The following is a 16,189-nucleotide window of genomic DNA, read 5'->3' on the forward strand; positions in this document are numbered from 1 at the left end:
CCGGCCGACGGCGCTGCTTTTATCTCGCCATCCTCTCGTACCCTTTCTGACCAGCCCGCAACCCGTTCGCAAAACTTCGCTAGCGGACGACGCAGAACGCAGGGATGCCCGCCTGGCTGTCATTGGTCGGCAACTGTCGATATGGGCGCGAAAAGATCATGCGCGGGCCGTACCGGGCGGACAAAAGCGGTGCCCGAGGCCTCCGGGAGACCCCGATCGCCGGGGGCATAATCCGAAGTGGAAACAGGTGCATCGGGCGCGCCCGGAGCGTCCGCAGAGTGTGAACCCGCCGCGACGAAGATGCGCTCGATCTGCAGCAGGGGCGCAATCTTCGCGACATAACGGCGGGTTTCGAGGGGAAGCGAGCGCCGTCCGGCAAGCCAGGCCTCGTAGCGTCCCGGCCCCGCATTATAGGCTGCAAGAAAGCCAGCTACGCCGTAGCGGTCATACATTTCTCGCAAGTACGATGTGCCCGCGAGGATATTGTCGCGCGGGTCGAAAGGATCGCTGCCGAGCGAGTACCGATCGCGCTGGCGCGCCCAGGTGCCGGGCATGAGCTGCATCAATCCCATCGCGCCTGCCGACGATACTGCGCGCGTCCGGCCCGCACTTTCAATGCGGATCACAGCATAGATCCAGTGCTCGGGAATGCCGAAGCGCTGCGAGGCCTCGCGCACATGCGCTGCGATATCAATCGAAGCTGCGGGCGTTTGCACTGCGCGCGATTGCCCGCTCGCGTGCAGCGGGTACGCAAGCGCCAGTGCGGCGAGAAGCGCGGTTAGCGCGATACCGTGGCGCACGGCTCAAGCCTTGCTGGCGCGCCGCGCAGGGCGCGACCACGTCAGAACGTGGGAGCCGTCATCGGATGCGAACAGATTGGCGCGTATCGGCCGGGCGAACGCCGGATCGTCGATCAGCACCGCGATAAAGTCGCCGGCCTTGTCGCCAACGCGCTTCCAGCCCGCACCGACTTCGTAGACGGCGTCATCGTCACCCACCATGATCCGGTAGTCCGGCGCATTTTCGGTTTCGGACGGTTCTGCAGGAATGAGGGCGAGCCTTGTATCGAGTGTGAGCGTCTGCAAACGCCCTTCGAAGCCATCGCGCGTCGCTGTGAATGTGCCGATATAAGTCATTGATCGTCTCCTTGGTTGTTGATTGAGGTTGCAACATTGCCTGGCTGCGCGAACCAGATATGCGCGCCATCACCGTGCTCGTCGGTCCAGACAGGACTGGCCCGGCCAAGCACGCGGTCGCGCGCGATGGGTCCGAAATAGCGCCCGTCGAAGCTGCCTGACGCGCGCCGGTTCATGACGAATATCTCGCCTGCTGCGATGGTCCGGCAGCCTTGCCAGACCGGCAGAGCGCGCCCGATGCTGTCTGCCGAGCGCGCCACAGCGGCGCGTGCACCATTGATGGTGATGGCCAGACCCTGCCTGCAGACAGTGTCGCCGGGACGCGCCGCGACTTCCTTCAGCAGCGGAATTCCCGTCGGCAGATAGCCGCGTGTCGCAAGGTAATCGCGCAGCCGAGGCGGCGGATCGATCGCCACGCGCTCGCCAATCTGCAGACCTGCCGTGCCGCGGACATGATACAGCCCCGTCGGCACACTGGCGGTCGTATTCCAGATCAGAATGCGCGAGAGGGGTAGCGCGGCGCTGACCAAAGCGGCGGCACAGACAGTGCATGCGATGATGAGAGTGCGGCGCTTCATGGCCGAAGATTCCGATAGCGCAGCCAGACGCCGTGCCGGTCTGGATGATAGGCGCGCGGCTGCATTCCAGCCGCAAGCCGGTTGTGCATATGCCGCCAGTGCTCGGGCGCGACATCGCACGGATCGGTGCCGCCTTGCTCGATTCCATCGATCAGGCCAAGAACCCGGCGCACTTTCGGCCAGCCCCGGACCGAGAGCAGTATCTCTGCACCCGGATCGACTTGCGGCACAGTGGAATAGGTGTCGCCAGCTGCGACCGCGCGCGCAATGGCGAGAGCCGAACGGATGGTGCCATATTCGTTGGATGCCCAGCGCACGAAAGCGAAGAGCTGCCCCGGCTTATAGCTTTCGACCCGTGTCCTGCGATCAATAATGCGCTGACCGACCGGCTTGCCGAAACGCAGCCAGTCTTCGCGCAGGCCTTCCTGCCACACCAGTGTGACGTGGGTCAGCGGCGGATCGCCGCCGCATCGCCCGGCGCTGCTGCGCGGCGGTGTCAGTCGGCCGACCGTACACAGGCGCGGCGACGTTAGCAGGAATCGATAAGATTCCTTGTTAGGATAGTTAAGGAGCTCGCAAGGCCAGCATTTCTGCGGGTTTGCGGTCGATTTCGGTTCCCGATAGTCCGAACTTCCGGTTCCTGATAGTCCGTGCGCGGCGGTTCCTGATAGTCCGAACATCACACCGACTTGTCCACAGGGGGCATGCCGATCCGCCGACGGGCGATATCGAAGGGATCGACGGGAATTGCCACGAAGCTGAGCCGCTCAAGGCCCAGCTGGTGGTCGAGCGAGAGGGTATAGCCCGGGATCGGTTGGCGCCGGACGATTGCGCGCATCTCGAAAGCGAACCGTTTGAGCGGTGAAAGCGCACCAGATTTGAGGTGAAGATGGGCAATGTCGAAGCTCCATCCGCCCTTTTGTTTGCCGCCATGTTTGCGCACGATCCGGTATAGCCAGCGCTCCAGGCCCCCGGTCAGCGTGAAATAGGCCGGGTCGATCGTGAGTACGAGCGCTCGGTCGATGACCGCTTCATAGAGCCAGTCCGGCACGATCATCTCGATGCCGAGCGCGCGGCCATTGCCATCGAGGCATTCGCGCCATTCGTTGATCCAGGAAAAGCGGTGGCGACGGCGTGCGCCCAGCTGGCGGATCGATGTCGCGATGCTGGTTGATTGCAGCCTGTCGAGCGCGGCTTTCAGTCGCTCATAGGCGGCCTTGCCGGTACCGCGGCGGGTAAAGGCGAGAATTTCATGCGGCGTGGCGGAAATGAGCCGCGACGTCGGCTTTCCGGCATCGCGCGCCTCGACGATCTGGCTGGCCACCCAGATCAGCACATCGGCGTCCCATATGGTTGCCATGCCATGTTCGGCAGTTGCCTCGACAAGAATTGAGATGTCGCCCATGCGAAAGTCGATGGGCTTCACCCGCTTCGATTTGGCGAGGCTGAAAAAGGGCCATGCCATCAGATCCTGCGCATCGCGCGCCGCGATTGCTGCGCTGGTTCCGACGAACAGATCGAGCTGCTGTGCTGCGCTGGCAAAGGTCGTGCGGGCCGTCATGGAACAGGCCCTCAGCGCCGAACTGGGCCGGTGTAGCCGTCAATCCTTTTGGCCGGATGGACCACGCCCTTGCCCGGATCGCTGGTAGAGCGGCGCACCCCTTGCTCAGCCCAGGCATCGAGATCCTCGCGCCGGTAGACGATCCGCCCGCCCAGCTTGTGGTAAACGGGACCGGTCCCGTAGCAGCGGTGTTTCTCAAGCGTTCTGGGTGAGAGGCCCAGATGCACAGCGGCGTCGGGCGTTCGCAGGAAACGGGGGCGAACTGGTTCTGGAACGGCGGTCATGGGTAATCTCCGCAAAACATGGGGTGGATGGTGCGGCGAGCTGCCGCTTGTTGCAGAGAGTGATGGCGGGCAATTGGTCCCATGGGGGAGCGACAGAACTACGCGAGAACAATTGTCGCCCGTGCCTTGCTGCCCTGCCGCCAAATATGTGTCGCTGGCCGTGCGGACGCACGAGAGTCTATCCGCCCACCCGATCATGAGCGATGCCCCCAACAAGCTCCGCACCGCGAACAAGGCGGCGGCAAAGGATTGCGTGCGGAGCCAGGGACCGGGACTTGTCGGTCCCGCCAGCTTCGCGCCGGTCCGACCCGCTGCCGGTTCGCAGTGCACGCGGGGCCCAAAACGAATATGCCGCGCCCTCAGGAGCGCTGCTAGAGGCAGCGCGGGACAGAGCGCGTCCCCAGCCCCGCTCCGCTTTTCACAGCCATCCCTCATGCATGCGGACACGCAAAAAGGCAGGAACCGGAGAGGGCTCCTGCCCAATCGCGCGTCAGAACTCGAGCATCGCACCGGGCACAGTATGCACTATGCGGCTTGCCAGATGCGCCGGCAGCGCATTGTAGTCGCCCTCATCGAAGGCGAAGTGACCGAGATCGTCATCCTCGACGACGTGCTGGTCAAAGAAGCTGTGCAAAGCACGCCGTTCGGCAACAGCCAGAGCTGCGAAATAGCTGTCCGAGCTCGGTACAGATTGAGTGAGTGTAGCCATGATATCCTCCTGATGTCTGCCTTGAAACGGCAGGAGGACCGGCAGACGGGCGTGCAGGTACCGGGTCACAGGATCGCCCGCACGGGCGACCACGAAGTGGCGGTGGGGGGAACGATTTTGTCGAACTGCAGCGCAGCGAAAGAAGACAAAATGGTGGGGCCCCGCCGTCCTTGATGCGGTGGCTGCACGCCCGTCATGATCAGATTTCCGTGGGTCAGCCCCTCCCCGCTCTTACGCTCCTGAACAACACAAGAAGGGGCCCTGTCCGGTGAGGACAGGACCCCTTCGGGAGAGATCGACTGGGAGAGATCAGTCGATTTCGGGAGCGTCGCGATTGTCGCTTTCGCCGCCAGATTCACCGCTCTGAGGGTTGCCGCGCGAGAGAAAGTCGACCTTGTCGGCGAGAATCTCGCAGCCGTACCGCTTCACGCCGTCCTGATCGTCCCACTGGGTGTAGTGCAGGCGGCCCTGTACCGACACCAGCTGGCCTTTCGAGCAATACTGGCCGACAGTCTTGGCGAGGCCGTTGAAACAGGTCACGCGGTGAAATTCGCTGTCCTTGGCGGTGTAGCCGTTGTCATCCTTGTAGGTCTTGCCGTCCTTGTCGCGTGCGGGGCGATCGGTGACGACGGTGATCCCGGTGACGCTGGTCCCGCTCTTGGTTTCCCGTGTTTCGGGATCGCGGGCAATGCGGCCGGTGAGGATAACGATATTGGTCATGATAAATTCTCCTTCAGCTCTCAACCCGGAAACCATTTCCGGCTTGCGACCGTCGATGAGAAACAGGGCATGGGAGGACTGCACCGCAGGCGCGCAGCGCCAAGGGAAACCCGTTTACGCCGGGTGGTGCGGGCAGCCCGCGCAGCGGGCAACACGGCCGGAAAGAAAATGGGTTGCCGGGCTCAGCTGACCTGGTTCAGACAGGTTCGCATGAAAAGCCGGACTGGGTTCGGAGTGGGCATGAAGGCAGCGCCATGGTCCAACGCTTTATTCGCAGGCCGCGGTGCCTCCGCTTGCAGCAAGAAGGTCCATGAAATCGCGGGCAGCGCCGCAATCATCAGGAGACTCCAACACGGCTCAAATTCGGGCGCAGACCCAAGCCAATGCGTCAACCGCTACCAAGCGAAGCGCTTCTCCCGGCCATGCTCAAGGCCGAAATTGATCCGACAGCGCTCGACACCCGAGGCCATCATATCGGGGCTAACCGGCGACACATCGGTTGCCAAGGACATAGCGTAAAAGGAAATCACTGGCAGTTACGGTGACAAGCTAGCCGATTTTCATTTCTGCGCCATCAGGCGTTACGTTGCTTGCATCAGAGCGTTCGGGACTATCGCGTTTGTCACATGCAGCTCCCACAGCTTCTTGCGGTCCACAAGGCAGCGCGCCGCCTTCTTCTTCCCATCGCAAAATGTCTCTATCCTTCTTCTCGATCACCATATGGAATTCTCCAAATTGAAGCGGCGACCCAGCAGTCAATCATCGTATCGGGCAGAGGCCCAGCGTCTACAGAACCGTTAGTATCACAGCGCCGATAGCACTGTTCCGGTCGCCTGTTCGGGACAGGGATGGCACTTGCACGACACAATATTCATTTCAGATCGCGGCTCTCCTGAAAATTACCTTGTGCAGAAGAAACCCCGCGCATGAGCGTGTCATACGCGGGGTTTCAAAGCGGCCCCATTGCACCTGCGACCCGCAGGGCTCCGGGGGGACGTCGGGACCGCCTGTTCGGTGAGCGATGCAAAAGACGCTCGATGTTCTTTCCCGCTCGCGTCACATGTCTTTCATGTCGTGATCCGGCATCGTCCGCATATCGTGACCTGCATGCGGGTCGGCGGGCTCGGCCGTCGGCGTGACCGCGCTGGCATCTGTCGGCTGAACAGGCGGCACTGGTGCCGCGCGCGAGTTGCCGGAGCGCGGCCTGTTTGAGACCTCGTCCATGCTCTCAGGGGAAGTTCCTGCAGTCACCGGCTGCGCCTCGCCGTTAGCATCCGAGGAATTTTCCGTGCCATCAACAGCGAGGGAAGCTGTGGCAGCCGATGGCGCAGTTCCGATGGCAATTGGCGTCTGCGCGTCAGGTGCCGAAACCTGCGACTCGTCACACCCGGCGAGGAAAAACAGAGCAGCCACAGCTGGAGCGCGACCGGCGGCTATCATCTTCGATTTGCTTTTGCGTATCATACGATTCCCTACAGCCAGGAAATGCCGAGATGGTTCTGGCCGTGCGCCAGTTCGCCTCCGAGGAACCCCTGGGCGAGAATGAGCCCAGCCATCGAAACAAGCGCAATGCGCAGCACCGTCCTACTCTCCGGGCGGCGGTGCGCCAGCATGGCGAGTACAACACCCAGAACGGCAATGAGCATGCCGTTCCAGCGATGGAGCTGCATAGCCGTATCACCGCCAAACCACAGGCCGGTGTGTATCCACCCGAATATGGCCGCAATGACGGCGCCGCCCGCACCGCCGTAAATGAGCACGCGTACGGCGGGCTCCAAGCCGGCTTCTCTTCGCTTACCGACGAAGAGCTCGGTCAGCGCTGCCATCAGAAACAGAGCTATCGGGAAATGTATCGTGGCGGGATGCAATCTCTTGAGCACACCAACGAAGCCCTCCTGGTTCACATTGGCGGTCTCTCCCGATGCTTCGTCGTGCCCGCCGGAAGCATGGGCGTCGCCCGATGCTCCATTCGATAATTCCTGGGCTTCACCGGAGTTGTCTGCTGGACTGCCTGTCGCAGGCGCAGCTGCGCTCTCGGCCCCGCCATGCGCTTCGTCGCCATGCGCGTGCACCGGGCTGACCCAAAGAAGACTTGCGCAAACAAGCGCCAGCAGTTGGATTGGTTTCATACTGACGGGTGCCCTTTCATGGCGGCTTACCGCTGCCCATGCAGATTACTACGCATCTGGAGCTCTCACCCCTCAGAACAATTTATTGAGGGTGCGCTAGCGCGGGATGCATTCGAATTTTGTGTGCTCGGGCAATGGAACGTCTGCCCGAATTGCGTCCCATTGCAGCGATCGCAGCCCGGAGGAGCGTCAGCACCGACCCGGGTCGCCGGTTCCTAGTCTTGCTGCGCCATATCCTGCTGCGCAGCCATCTGCTCCATCATATCGTGCATCATCGTCATGCGCTGGTGACAGGCCGCCATCATGCCGGCGTTGTCCCCCTGCATCATGCCCGCCATGTGCTCCTGCATCTTTTCGCGGTGCTCGGCCATCAGCCTTTGGCGTTCGGCAGGATCGCTCGCCGCGCGGGCCTGCTGCATCAGTGCGCGCATTTGAGCCATCTTCTCACGATGGGCCGTCATGGCCTCGGAATCCTGCATCATGTGGCCACTGTGATCCTGCTGCTGTGCTGCAGCTTGATTTGTGTGGTCGTGCTGCTGCTGTGCCATTACCGGGGAGGCTGTCAGGCCCGTTGCGAGCAAGAGGGCCAGGGCTGTGCGGTTCATCGTCGAATTCCCTTCTATGGGCATGTGGTGGATGCCTTGTGCATTCATAAATCTTACGCAGCGGACGCGCCTTCCCCTCAAACAATCACGCAAAAGATGGCCATGGCGAAGGCTAGGCCAACAGCCGACCGGTTGCAGCATTGCTGATTTTCAGCCAAGTTTTCGGCAGAAGCCGGGAGAAAAAAGAGAGGTAACGTCATGACATCGGAAAAGGCGCCGGGAATGCTGCCATGAGCGCGGTCAATAAGGATGGCAGCTGGCAAGTCCCGGAACCGGACAAGGCCGAACTGGTGCAGATGCGCATTCGTCTCATAACGCTCGAAAACATCGTTCTTGGCCTGCTGTCCCGAGCGAGCAGTGAGCAGATCGAACAGATCAGAAAGCGCGCGGACATGATTGAACCGCGCCCCGGGGCGAGCAGGCACCCCCTCACCGAACTGGCAGCCAATGACATGCGCAAATTTCTTGACCGTGCTGCTCGGCTTACCGACAGCGCGGATCATGGAGAGGCTGAGTAATCTGGCAATGGAGACGCGATTGAGGGCCGAGAATGCAGGCCGGGCGCGGCTTTGTGATGCACAAATCTGCGGTGTCCTGGCAAGGTGACCAGAACCCATTGGCTTGTCTATATTTGCGGAAGCTTGATCGCGTTCGTCTGGGAAATCTACCAGATGCCGTTTTTCGTTCCGGGCAATCTCGAACCCTATGAACAGACCATTCGCTGCGGCATTGCGAGCTTGGGCGATGGACTTATCCTGCTCGCAGCGTACTCGCTCGCAGCCCTGAAGGGCGGGCGCGCCTGGTTTCGCCAAGGCGCCAAGATATCTTATGCAATTTACTTCGGTTTCGGCCTTGTCATTGCAATCGCTGTCGAAATCATGGCGACGTCGCTACCGTCAGACAGCCTGCTGAGCTGGCGCTATAGCGATCTGATGCCCCATGATCCATTGACCGGCATGGCGCTGATCCCGATCGCGATGTGGACGATCGTGCCTGCGCTGACGATCCTTCTGGTTCGGTTTGCTCAAAACGCGCGCAACTGAACTGAAAGCAGTCTCAACGAGCGACTTGGCCATGTCTCGCCCGGCGCTTAATCCTCGGGAACCTGTTGGCCAGCAAGACGAAGCCCGAGATCGCTATAATTGTCCCGCCGATGCCGAACAGCAAAAGCCACCAGCTGTTGATCCGGTCGCGCTGTGTCCAGTCCATGATGTGCAGCCCCCAGATGAAATCGAAGAACCGCCACGTGTCGCTTCGCGCGGAAAGGACCGCACCGCTCGATGCATCGACATAGACGCGCGTGTTAGCCACGTCATTATAGGTGATTTGCCATGCAGGAAACGGACCTCTGAATTCGGTGCCGACGCTTTCGTCGACCAGGCGCGCCGCATGGATGGATGTTTGCGGACCGACCCAGGCGCGCCGCGCAATTGAACGTGCCGTGGCTGCGGGAATGGGAGATAATATCCGACCGCTTTGTGGCTCATGCAGGCTCACGGCGCCATCGGCTCGCCGCACTTCAGTAACAGTCTCGCCATCAAGGGCCCGGGTCGTGATTGCGGTAATGTCATCGCTGTCGGACAGCCATCGCGGGATGGCGGCATCGGCGGGAAGCGTCTGTGCTGCACGCGAGATGACGTGTTCGGATCGTACTTCCTCCAGATCGAGAAAGGACATCAGAGCTCCGGTGGCCATCCACAGAAGCACCTGAAGGCCGACGAAGATCGCCAGCCATTTGTGCAGCTTGCTGCCCAGGATATGCAGGCGCAGCTTGAACGAGCGCTTCGCCACCCGGTTGGCCCCTCGCACTCCGATCAGCGGTTGCGCGGCGCGCGCGACGAAGAATGGTATTGCACGATCTTCCAGCCATCGGCGTCATGGGCAAGTACGGATGTTGCCACGCCCTCGCGGTCGATCACCCGCCCATCCGTCAGTTCGATCCGGTAGGTATAGGTCTCGCGCCCGTAAGCGTGATGTCCCATGCGGGTGACCGCAACGGTCGGATCACCGAAGGTGAAACTTGTAATTGCACCCAGTTCGGGCCCGAGATGATGCTCCATATAATGCGTGAAGCTGCCTTCGTCCTTGCCGTTCTCGTAAACGAAAGATTCGTCGGCAAAAAGAGCATCCATTGCGTCAGCGTCGCGGGCAACCAATGCCTCACGGTAGGCGACCAGAACCGCTTCTGCACCGGCGACATCGTCGTTCATGGCCGCCATGTGATCGGCATGGTTCATGCCTTGCGCCGAATGGTCCATCTCCATCGCTTCAGCTTGTTCCTGATGCGCCGAATGATCCATGGTCTGCGCCATCGCCGGTACTGCGGAAACTGCGAGGGCCGAAGCCATCAAACCGTGAATGATCATCGAATTCTTCATTGGTCTTTCCTTTTCTAGAACCAGAACCGGAGGCCGACGACGTAGTTCGTCACGCTGGGATCTTCGCCCTCAGCGCGCGCAAAATCGGCGCTGTCGCCAATCCGCCATTCCTGAGAGATGCCGATATATGGCGCGAACTCGCGCGCGAATTCATAGCGCAGGCGCAAGCCCGCCTCGATCGTATCGAGGCCTGCACCCACTCCAAGCTCAGGTATATCCTGAGCGGACAGAGCGATTTCGGCGCGAGGTTGAAGGATCAATCGCTGGGTGATCCGCTGATCGACTTCGGCTTCGATCCTTGCGGTAACATCGCCCTTGTTCGACACAAACGCTGCGGCATCGACTTCGAACTGGTATGGGACCAGGCCCTGAATGCCGATGACTGCATGCGTGCGTTCCGGTCCGGTCAGATCCTGCCGGATACCGCCCTGCAGATCGAAAAAGGGGGCTATGGCCCGGCTCCAAAGCGCCTGGACCTCGGCTCCCTCAACCGGCTCGCCGAAACTGCCTTCGCCCTCGGATTTGAACCAGAACTTGTTGATGTCACCGCCGTAATAGCCCTGCACATCCCACAGATAACCATCCTCGCCCGCGCGCACACGATATTCGAGACGGTCTCCCTGGAACCACAGGCGCATGCCGCCGTCGGTGTCCCTGATCAAGGCTTCGCGAGCCTCTTCCATAGCTTCTGCCCCCCAGATCGCGATTGCCGCGCGGGCGGGCCCGCTACCGGCTTCTGGCGGCGCAGGCAGTAGCGGGATCGCGGCATCGGAGTTGGAACTGTCCTGCATCGCGGAATGATCCATTCCCTCCATGCTGCCGGTCGCCATCGAGCCCTGATCCATTTGGCCCTGATCCATTTGGCTATGATCCATTTCAGGCTGATCCATCGGCATGGTCATGCCAGTCTCTGCCGCGTCTGCAGCCATTGCCCCGTGGTTCATCTCGGTGTGATCCATAGCGCCGTGATCCATCGAACCGGGCGTGGCGGATTCCGGTTCGCACGCGCCTTCCGGGACCTGGTGGCCCATTGCGCGGTGGCGCTGTGCTTCCAGTGCGCATTGCGCGGCAGCTTCGTCGGCTGCCGCCTGTTCGGCGCTTTGCTGCGGCTCGCTGGTGGTATGGCCAGCGTGCTGCGCCAGAGCGGGCGTGGCCGCGGTTCCGGCGGCGAGGGAGGCGATCAGACTTATGGCGACTTTCTTCATGCTTCGCCTCCAGCCGGATTGGCGACGGTGACGATCTGAAACATCCCGGCATGCATGTGGTAAAGCAGGTGACAATGGAACGCCCAGTCGCCCGGCTCATCGGCGGTCAGATCGAACTGCGCGCTGCCACCGGGCTGCACTATCACCGTATGCTTCAATGGCTGGCGGTTGTCAGGTGCGCCATTGACCAGCTCGAAGAAGTGCCCGTGCAGATGGATCGGGTGCGCCATCATGGTGTCGTTGACCAGCTTAACCCGCACGCGTTCGTTGTAGGCAAAGCGGATCGGCTCGTCCGCTACCGCCGAAAATTTCTTCCCGTCGAACGACCACATATAGCGTTCCATATTTCCGGTCAGGTGAAGCTCCATCCGGCGCGAAGGCGTTCTGCCCTCCTGATGCGGCGTCAGAGCGCGCAGCTTGCGGTAATCGAGTGTGCGGTGCAGAACATCATCAAGGCCAATTCCGGGATCGCCCATCCGGTCGACCGGGTTCATGGCGACCATATCAAGGCCCGGTCCGACTTCCACGTCGGCAGGCAGGCGCGACGTGTCACGCATCTGCATACCGGACATTCCCGACATACCTTCCGTACCAGAGGTGTCGCCCGAGCCATGATCCATACCGGCCATATCGCCATCGCCGTGATCCATGCCCGCCGTGGCACTGTCGCCGCTGCCATGATCCATACCGCTCATGCCCATGTCGGCCATGGTCAGCAGCGGCGGATCACGCAGCGGAGGAATGGCGGCGCGCGCACCTGGCGCAGACGCCAGCGTCGCGATGCCCATGCCGGAGCGGTCCATCGATTCTGCCACTAGCGTATATGCAGCCTGCTCACCGGGGGTCACGACGACATCATATGTCTCGGCCACGCTGATCTGGAACTCGTCGACCTCGACCGGCTCGACATTCTGCCCGTCTGCCTGAACCACGGTCATCGGCAGGCCGGGAATGCGGATATTGAAGAACGTCATTGCCCCTGCATTGATAAAGCGCAGACGCACGCGTTCGCCGGGCCGGAACAGATATTCCAGCCCGTCGAGCGGCCCATGACCGTTGAGCAGATAAGTGTAGGCCGCGCTCGATACATCGAGGATGTCAGTCGGCATCATGCGCATCTTCGCCCACATCCGCCGGTCCTCACCCGACAGCGGATAATCATCCGTCCAGGTGTTCTGGTTGTAGTTGAAGTAGCCTTCGCCCTTCTTGAGCTTGTCGAAGATCGTGTGCGGCGACATCTCGCTGAATTCGCTCAGCACGACGATATATTCGCGGTCCGCCTGAACCGGATCGGCACCCGCCGGATCGACCACGATCGGCCCATAATGGCCCGCCTGTTCCTGAAGGCCGCTGTGCGAATGCCACCAGTACGTTCCCGATTGCCGCACGGGAAATTCGGCCGTGAAGGTCTCGCCTGGCTTGACGCCCGGGAAGCTCACACCCGGGACGCCATCGAGCTCGAACGGCACAAGGAGACCGTGCCAGTGAATGGACGTATCTTCCTCAAGCTGGTTGTGAACGTTGAGCCGGACTGTCGTCCCTTCCTTCAGGCGCAGGAGGGGTCCGGGAATGCTGCCATTGACAGCGATAGCACCGCCGCGGCGGTTGCCGGTTGAAAACGCCGATCGCGCCACCGTCAGATCGATATTGGGGCCAGTTGCCTCGTCGATACCCTTGCGGGCCGCGCCGGTCAGCAGATCGGCTCCGCGCGCCCAGGCCGGAACAGCGCCGGCCAGACCAAGCAGGCCCATGCCGCCCGCTCCTGCGCCAAGAAATTTTCGTCGATTGACGGAGATCATACGTGCGGCTCCTGATGTGACATACACCGACCCTTACGCGCCCGTCAGCTGAACCCCTCAAAGTTTTTAACCCGTTCTCTCAAACGATTCCGGGCGCGATAGATGCGGGTCTCGATCGCCTTCTCGGTCGTCCCGAGCAGCGCGGCGGCCTCGGCCTGGCTTCGGCCCTCGACACTGACGAGCACGAGCGCTTCGCGCAGGCGTATGGGTAACTGCCTGATCTCCGCCTCGACGAGCCTGAGTTGCTCACGGCTGGCTGCAAGGTTTTCGGGATCGGGCGTATCGTCGGCCACCGCCTGTACCTCGCCGGAACCCGAAAAACCGAAGAAACCGACGATCTTCCTTCGGCGAACTCGGTCGCGACACCGGTTCAGGACAATGGTTGTAAGATAAGGGCCGATGGGCTTGGAGGCATCGAGACGATGCCGAGTGAGCCAGACCGATGCGAGGCTGTCCTGGACCACGTCCTGAGCGGACGAGGAAGACCCCAGCATGCGCGTCGCCAACGCAATCAGCCGCGCGATGTGCGCTTCGACAAGAGACGAAAACGCCTGCCTGCTGCCGGCCACTACCTGCGCGACAAGTGTTTGTTCTGAATTGCCCCCCTTTTTTGCCGGCATGCGGGGTCAGCTGCGCGGGCTGTCGGTAAGAGCTTTGGACACTTGCTGGTCAAATCGTCTTTGCTGATCGGGGTCGAGAATTTCACGCATGTCGAAGACATGGCGAACCGTTGCTTTTTGGAGATCGCCCATGCGGGCATGAACCTCGTCGATGGCCGCCCCCACCTCCGGGCCGTATTCGTGCTCGGCTTCCATCGCCTGCGCGAGTTGGGCGTTGGCAGCGCGCGCAGAGGCCTCGAGCCTGGCCCGTTCCACAGCGAAGCGCGCTTCGAGTGCCTCAAGGCGTTGCTTCTGCTCGTTGGTTAGCGTGAGTTCATCATGCACGAACGCATGCAGGCCCGTATCAGCATCGTGATTGGCCCAGCGATCCGCGCCGAGCGCACCGAGACTACCGGCGAGCGCCGCGAGCAGCACCGCGAGGGCAATATGCAATTTCTTCAATGTCTAGCGCTCCACATGCAGCAGCGCGGAGGGCGAGAGCCGCTCTCCGACAATGATACTATCTGCTATGCCAGGTTGCGAACCAGCAAATTGTGCGGGCCACCCGCTGGTGCCTGCGCCGGCTCCCAGACCGACGACGAACAGGCCCGCGAACAAGGCCATCCTGCGGCGTCTTTCAACGATTTCGCCAAGCTGGCCTGCCCGTTGCCATACGCCGGTCATGAAATCGTCCGGGACTTCGAAGGAGTCCTGTGTGCCCAGCGTCCCAAGCATCGCATCGAGTGTCTGATTGTCACGCATCCATTGCTCCTGTCGGTTGCCCGCATCCTATACGCGATAGAATACCCGAACCCTTAAGTTTCTTTTTTGAGGGCTGGGGCCCGGCTGTGCGTATCAGAACGTGCAACGGACAATAGCGAAGTCTGTCTGAATAGATCGGGAATCATCTGGTGAAAAATGCACGCCTCACAGAAGCGGAACGGGAGTTCACTCCGCTGCTTGGCAAGAGCTGGCTTACACCGTTCTATGATCGTGCAATTGGTATATTCACCCGTGAGGCGAAATGGCGCCGGGAGATCGTCAGTCAGGCTCGGCTTCAACCTGGCGACCGCGTCATCGATGTCGGGTGTGGCACAGGTACGTTACTGCGGGCCTTGATGGCAGACTGTCCCGAAGCGGGCCTGGTCGGCGTCGAACCCGACCCTGCCGCGCTGGCCATAGCCCGCAGCAAGTTCGGTCAGGGTGCCGATATGGTACGGTGGCACAACGGCTTTCTCGACAGCCTCGTGCTTGCCGATGATTGGCGGCCCAACATAATAGTCAGCAGCCTCGTCCTGCACCAGGTTCCATTGCCGGAAAAACGCGCGATTCTCGAAGAGATCGAGAGGTTGCTCTCGGCGAACGGTGTAGCACTGGTCGCGGACTATATGCGGCAGGACCATCCGCTGATGCGCGCCCTGTTCCGGGCAACCGTCCAATTCCTCGACGGCGTCGAGGATACCCAGCCGAGCGCTGACGGAGCAGTCGAGAAACTGCTCGGCGAAATTTTTGCAAGCGCAGAGCTGTTCGCTCAGATCCACACCGCAACCGGAACCATTTCGCTCTGGCGCGGCTCCAGGAAAGGCAATGTAACATGATCAAAGACAACCCATCGAAGCCGCTGCGCCGTTCGCTGACGGCATCGGTTCTTCTCACGCTTGCGGCGTGCTCGAATGCCGCACAGGCCGCCACCTACACGATGTTCCGGGATCCGGGATGTGGTTGCTGCCTGAGCTGGGCAGGACATGTCGAGGGCGGCATGGAAGCAGAAGTGGCTTCGGTCGATACTGACGATATGAGTGCGCTCAAGGCAGCCAAGGGCGTACCGCAGGATCTGTGGTCGTGCCACACAATGGAAGTCGAGGGCTATATCATCGAAGGTCACGTGCCCGCCGAAGCGATCGCGCGGCTCCTGCGTGAACGGCCCGCGGGCGTAACCGGCCTCGCCGTTCCCGGAATGCCGCTAGGCTCCCCCGGCATGGAAATGGGCGATCGAGTGCAGCCCTATGAGGTCATCGCTTTTGGTCCGGACGGCCACAAAGTCTTTGCATCCTATCCGTGACCGCCACCCGATCTGTATAATCGCAATGCAATAGGAGATCACTCATGCAAGACCGCTCGCTCAAATCGTCGATCCTCGCCTGGGGCTGGACACTCAGCCTGTTTCTGCTCCTCAGCTACTTGATCTGCATAGCTTTCGGCCTGCTCGCGCCCGAACGGTTCCATATGCATGAGGCCTGGGAACCGCTGCTTCCCGGATTCGAATGGCTGACACTCCCTGGATTTCTCGCAGGCGCAATCGGCAGCTTCTTATATGGGTGGTACATCGCCGTGATCGTGGTGCCTTTGTACCGGTACTTCAGATAACGCTTGAGGAAATCAAACTGGCTTGAAACGGCGCTCTCTCGATCGGATCGAGCACTCGATTTCGCGCGGATGTCTGATGCGTCAAAAGCAGGCCGGCGGCACCAGCCAGTAAAGACGCC

At 61.1% G+C, this 16,189-nt stretch carries 24 protein-coding genes; 5 read left to right on the forward strand and 19 right to left on the reverse strand.

The features are described 5' to 3' along the window. Positions 1-119 precede the first annotated feature (119 nt). The 12 genes from ACIGGE_RS01935 to ACIGGE_RS01990 form a co-directional block, all read right to left on the reverse strand. Positions 120-800 (reverse strand): lytic transglycosylase domain-containing protein, encoded by a 681-nt coding sequence (locus ACIGGE_RS01935; protein ID WP_397489279.1) that lies wholly within the window; start codon positions 798-800, stop codon positions 120-122. 3 nt (positions 801-803) lie between these two features. Then, a complete protein-coding gene (locus tag ACIGGE_RS01940) occupies positions 804-1,136 on the reverse strand; it encodes a DUF736 domain-containing protein (RefSeq protein WP_397489281.1) in 333 nt (110 codons plus the stop codon). Then, complete coding sequence (locus ACIGGE_RS01945) at positions 1,133-1,714, reverse strand: S26 family signal peptidase (RefSeq protein ID WP_397489282.1); 582 nt, start codon at positions 1,712-1,714, stop codon at positions 1,133-1,135. The genes ACIGGE_RS01940 and ACIGGE_RS01945 overlap by 4 nt, the downstream gene beginning before the upstream one ends. Next, a complete protein-coding gene (locus ACIGGE_RS01950) occupies positions 1,711-2,394 on the reverse strand; it encodes a DUF2840 domain-containing protein (RefSeq protein WP_397489283.1) in 684 nt (227 codons plus the stop codon). The genes ACIGGE_RS01945 and ACIGGE_RS01950 overlap by 4 nt, the downstream gene beginning before the upstream one ends. After that, positions 2,394-3,275, reverse strand: coding sequence for a replication initiator protein A (locus ACIGGE_RS01955; protein WP_397489284.1), 882 nt, complete (start codon positions 3,273-3,275; stop codon positions 2,394-2,396). Before ACIGGE_RS01955 ends, ACIGGE_RS01950 begins: the two co-directional genes overlap by 1 nt. An 11-nt stretch (positions 3,276-3,286) precedes the next feature. Continuing rightward, positions 3,287-3,559 carry an AlpA family transcriptional regulator gene (locus ACIGGE_RS01960; protein WP_063510871.1) on the reverse strand — a complete coding sequence of 91 codons (273 nt, stop codon included), beginning with the start codon at positions 3,557-3,559 and terminating at the stop codon, positions 3,287-3,289. A 490-nt stretch (positions 3,560-4,049) separates the two neighbouring features. Then, positions 4,050-4,268, reverse strand: coding sequence for a hypothetical protein (locus tag ACIGGE_RS01965; protein ID WP_397489285.1), 219 nt, complete (start codon positions 4,266-4,268; stop codon positions 4,050-4,052). A gap of 309 nt (positions 4,269-4,577) precedes the next feature. Further along, on the reverse strand, positions 4,578-4,988 hold the full coding sequence (locus ACIGGE_RS01970; RefSeq protein WP_290845754.1) for a single-stranded DNA-binding protein: 411 nt from the start codon (positions 4,986-4,988) through the stop codon (positions 4,578-4,580). A gap of 549 nt (positions 4,989-5,537) precedes the next feature. Beyond that, positions 5,538-5,708, reverse strand: a complete 171-nt coding sequence (locus tag ACIGGE_RS01975) for a hypothetical protein (protein ID WP_290845752.1) — start codon at positions 5,706-5,708, stop codon at positions 5,538-5,540. A gap of 336 nt (positions 5,709-6,044) precedes the next feature. Beyond that, positions 6,045-6,428 carry a hypothetical protein gene (locus tag ACIGGE_RS01980; RefSeq protein ID WP_290845750.1) on the reverse strand — a complete coding sequence of 128 codons (384 nt, stop codon included), beginning with the start codon at positions 6,426-6,428 and terminating at the stop codon, positions 6,045-6,047. A gap of 32 nt (positions 6,429-6,460) precedes the next feature. After that, positions 6,461-7,117, reverse strand: a complete 657-nt coding sequence (locus ACIGGE_RS01985) for a DUF2231 domain-containing protein (RefSeq protein ID WP_397489286.1) — start codon at positions 7,115-7,117, stop codon at positions 6,461-6,463. 215 nt (positions 7,118-7,332) lie between these two features. Beyond that, positions 7,333-7,722 carry a hypothetical protein gene (locus ACIGGE_RS01990; protein WP_290845746.1) on the reverse strand — a complete coding sequence of 130 codons (390 nt, stop codon included), beginning with the start codon at positions 7,720-7,722 and terminating at the stop codon, positions 7,333-7,335. Positions 7,723-7,952: 230 nt separating this feature from the next. Between ACIGGE_RS01990 and ACIGGE_RS01995 the strand changes: the two genes are divergently transcribed. Both ACIGGE_RS01995 and ACIGGE_RS02000 read left to right on the forward strand, forming a co-directional pair. After that, complete coding sequence (locus ACIGGE_RS01995) at positions 7,953-8,240, forward strand: hypothetical protein (RefSeq protein WP_397489287.1); 288 nt, start codon at positions 7,953-7,955, stop codon at positions 8,238-8,240. Between the two features lie 84 nt (positions 8,241-8,324). Further along, positions 8,325-8,765, forward strand: coding sequence for a hypothetical protein (locus ACIGGE_RS02000; RefSeq protein ID WP_397489288.1), 441 nt, complete (start codon positions 8,325-8,327; stop codon positions 8,763-8,765). Between the two features lie 13 nt (positions 8,766-8,778). Here ACIGGE_RS02000 and ACIGGE_RS02005 read toward each other — a convergent pair whose 3' ends face one another. From ACIGGE_RS02005 to ACIGGE_RS02035, 7 genes are read right to left on the reverse strand one after another with little or no spacing between them, the layout of a single operon-like run. After that, positions 8,779-9,513 carry a PepSY domain-containing protein gene (locus ACIGGE_RS02005; protein WP_397489289.1) on the reverse strand — a complete coding sequence of 245 codons (735 nt, stop codon included), beginning with the start codon at positions 9,511-9,513 and terminating at the stop codon, positions 8,779-8,781. Positions 9,514-9,536: 23 nt separating this feature from the next. After that, positions 9,537-10,100, reverse strand: a complete 564-nt coding sequence (locus ACIGGE_RS02010) for a YybH family protein (RefSeq protein WP_397489290.1) — start codon at positions 10,098-10,100, stop codon at positions 9,537-9,539. A gap of 14 nt (positions 10,101-10,114) precedes the next feature. Next, a complete protein-coding gene (locus ACIGGE_RS02015; protein WP_290845736.1) occupies positions 10,115-11,305 on the reverse strand; it encodes a copper resistance protein B in 1,191 nt (396 codons plus the stop codon). Next, positions 11,302-13,104 (reverse strand): copper resistance system multicopper oxidase, encoded by a 1,803-nt coding sequence (locus tag ACIGGE_RS02020; protein WP_301298749.1) that lies wholly within the window; start codon positions 13,102-13,104, stop codon positions 11,302-11,304. The genes ACIGGE_RS02015 and ACIGGE_RS02020 overlap by 4 nt, the downstream gene beginning before the upstream one ends. 44 nt (positions 13,105-13,148) lie before the next feature. Then, entirely contained in the window at positions 13,149-13,724 is a 576-nt protein-coding gene (locus tag ACIGGE_RS02025; RefSeq protein WP_253520317.1) for an RNA polymerase sigma factor, read from the reverse strand. Between the two features lie 6 nt (positions 13,725-13,730). Beyond that, a complete protein-coding gene (locus tag ACIGGE_RS02030; RefSeq protein WP_253520319.1) occupies positions 13,731-14,165 on the reverse strand; it encodes a Spy/CpxP family protein refolding chaperone in 435 nt (144 codons plus the stop codon). A 3-nt stretch (positions 14,166-14,168) separates the two neighbouring features. Next, a complete protein-coding gene (locus tag ACIGGE_RS02035) occupies positions 14,169-14,465 on the reverse strand; it encodes a hypothetical protein (protein ID WP_253520321.1) in 297 nt (98 codons plus the stop codon). Between the two features lie 149 nt (positions 14,466-14,614). On the opposite strand from ACIGGE_RS02035, the gene ACIGGE_RS02040 reads away from it, so the two are divergent. From ACIGGE_RS02040 to ACIGGE_RS02050, 3 genes are read left to right on the forward strand one after another with little or no spacing between them, the layout of a single operon-like run. Further along, a complete protein-coding gene (locus ACIGGE_RS02040; RefSeq protein WP_253520323.1) occupies positions 14,615-15,301 on the forward strand; it encodes a class I SAM-dependent methyltransferase in 687 nt (228 codons plus the stop codon). Continuing rightward, positions 15,298-15,765 (forward strand): DUF411 domain-containing protein, encoded by a 468-nt coding sequence (locus ACIGGE_RS02045; protein ID WP_253520326.1) that lies wholly within the window; start codon positions 15,298-15,300, stop codon positions 15,763-15,765. The genes ACIGGE_RS02040 and ACIGGE_RS02045 overlap by 4 nt, the downstream gene beginning before the upstream one ends. A 44-nt stretch (positions 15,766-15,809) precedes the next feature. Continuing rightward, positions 15,810-16,070, forward strand: coding sequence for a DUF5676 family membrane protein (locus tag ACIGGE_RS02050; RefSeq protein WP_253520328.1), 261 nt, complete (start codon positions 15,810-15,812; stop codon positions 16,068-16,070). Positions 16,071-16,189 lie beyond the last annotated feature (119 nt).

This window comes from Qipengyuania sp. NPDC077410 (assembly GCF_044543405.1).
Classification (GTDB): domain Bacteria; phylum Pseudomonadota; class Alphaproteobacteria; order Sphingomonadales; family Sphingomonadaceae; genus Qipengyuania; species Qipengyuania pacifica.

Coding starts and splice junctions, on each gene's coding strand:
- ACIGGE_RS01950 (WP_397489283.1), bottom strand. CDS start 2,394: ATGTTCGGACTATCAGGAACCGCCGCGCACGGACTATCAGGAACCGGA.
- ACIGGE_RS01975 (WP_290845752.1), bottom strand. CDS start 5,708: ATGGTGATCGAGAAGAAGGATAGAGACATTTTGCGATGGGAAGAAGAA.
- ACIGGE_RS01945 (WP_397489282.1), bottom strand. CDS start 1,714: ATGAAGCGCCGCACTCTCATCATCGCATGCACTGTCTGTGCCGCCGCT.
- ACIGGE_RS01995 (WP_397489287.1), top strand. CDS start 7,953: ATGAGCGCGGTCAATAAGGATGGCAGCTGGCAAGTCCCGGAACCGGAC.
- ACIGGE_RS02010 (WP_397489290.1), bottom strand. CDS start 10,100: ATGAAGAATTCGATGATCATTCACGGTTTGATGGCTTCGGCCCTCGCA.
- ACIGGE_RS02015 (WP_290845736.1), bottom strand. CDS start 11,305: ATGAAGAAAGTCGCCATAAGTCTGATCGCCTCCCTCGCCGCCGGAACC.
- ACIGGE_RS02050 (WP_253520328.1), top strand. CDS start 15,810: ATGCAAGACCGCTCGCTCAAATCGTCGATCCTCGCCTGGGGCTGGACA.
- ACIGGE_RS02025 (WP_253520317.1), bottom strand. CDS start 13,724: ATGCCGGCAAAAAAGGGGGGCAATTCAGAACAAACACTTGTCGCGCAG.
- ACIGGE_RS01960 (WP_063510871.1), bottom strand. CDS start 3,559: ATGACCGCCGTTCCAGAACCAGTTCGCCCCCGTTTCCTGCGAACGCCC.
- ACIGGE_RS02035 (WP_253520321.1), bottom strand. CDS start 14,465: ATGCGTGACAATCAGACACTCGATGCGATGCTTGGGACGCTGGGCACA.
- ACIGGE_RS01965 (WP_397489285.1), bottom strand. CDS start 4,268: ATGGCTACACTCACTCAATCTGTACCGAGCTCGGACAGCTATTTCGCA.
- ACIGGE_RS01980 (WP_290845750.1), bottom strand. CDS start 6,428: ATGATAGCCGCCGGTCGCGCTCCAGCTGTGGCTGCTCTGTTTTTCCTC.
- ACIGGE_RS01955 (WP_397489284.1), bottom strand. CDS start 3,275: ATGACGGCCCGCACGACCTTTGCCAGCGCAGCACAGCAGCTCGATCTG.
- ACIGGE_RS01985 (WP_397489286.1), bottom strand. CDS start 7,117: ATGAAACCAATCCAACTGCTGGCGCTTGTTTGCGCAAGTCTTCTTTGG.
- ACIGGE_RS01940 (WP_397489281.1), bottom strand. CDS start 1,136: ATGACTTATATCGGCACATTCACAGCGACGCGCGATGGCTTCGAAGGG.
- ACIGGE_RS02045 (WP_253520326.1), top strand. CDS start 15,298: ATGATCAAAGACAACCCATCGAAGCCGCTGCGCCGTTCGCTGACGGCA.
- ACIGGE_RS01970 (WP_290845754.1), bottom strand. CDS start 4,988: ATGACCAATATCGTTATCCTCACCGGCCGCATTGCCCGCGATCCCGAA.
- ACIGGE_RS01990 (WP_290845746.1), bottom strand. CDS start 7,722: ATGAACCGCACAGCCCTGGCCCTCTTGCTCGCAACGGGCCTGACAGCC.
- ACIGGE_RS02020 (WP_301298749.1), bottom strand. CDS start 13,104: ATGATCTCCGTCAATCGACGAAAATTTCTTGGCGCAGGAGCGGGCGGC.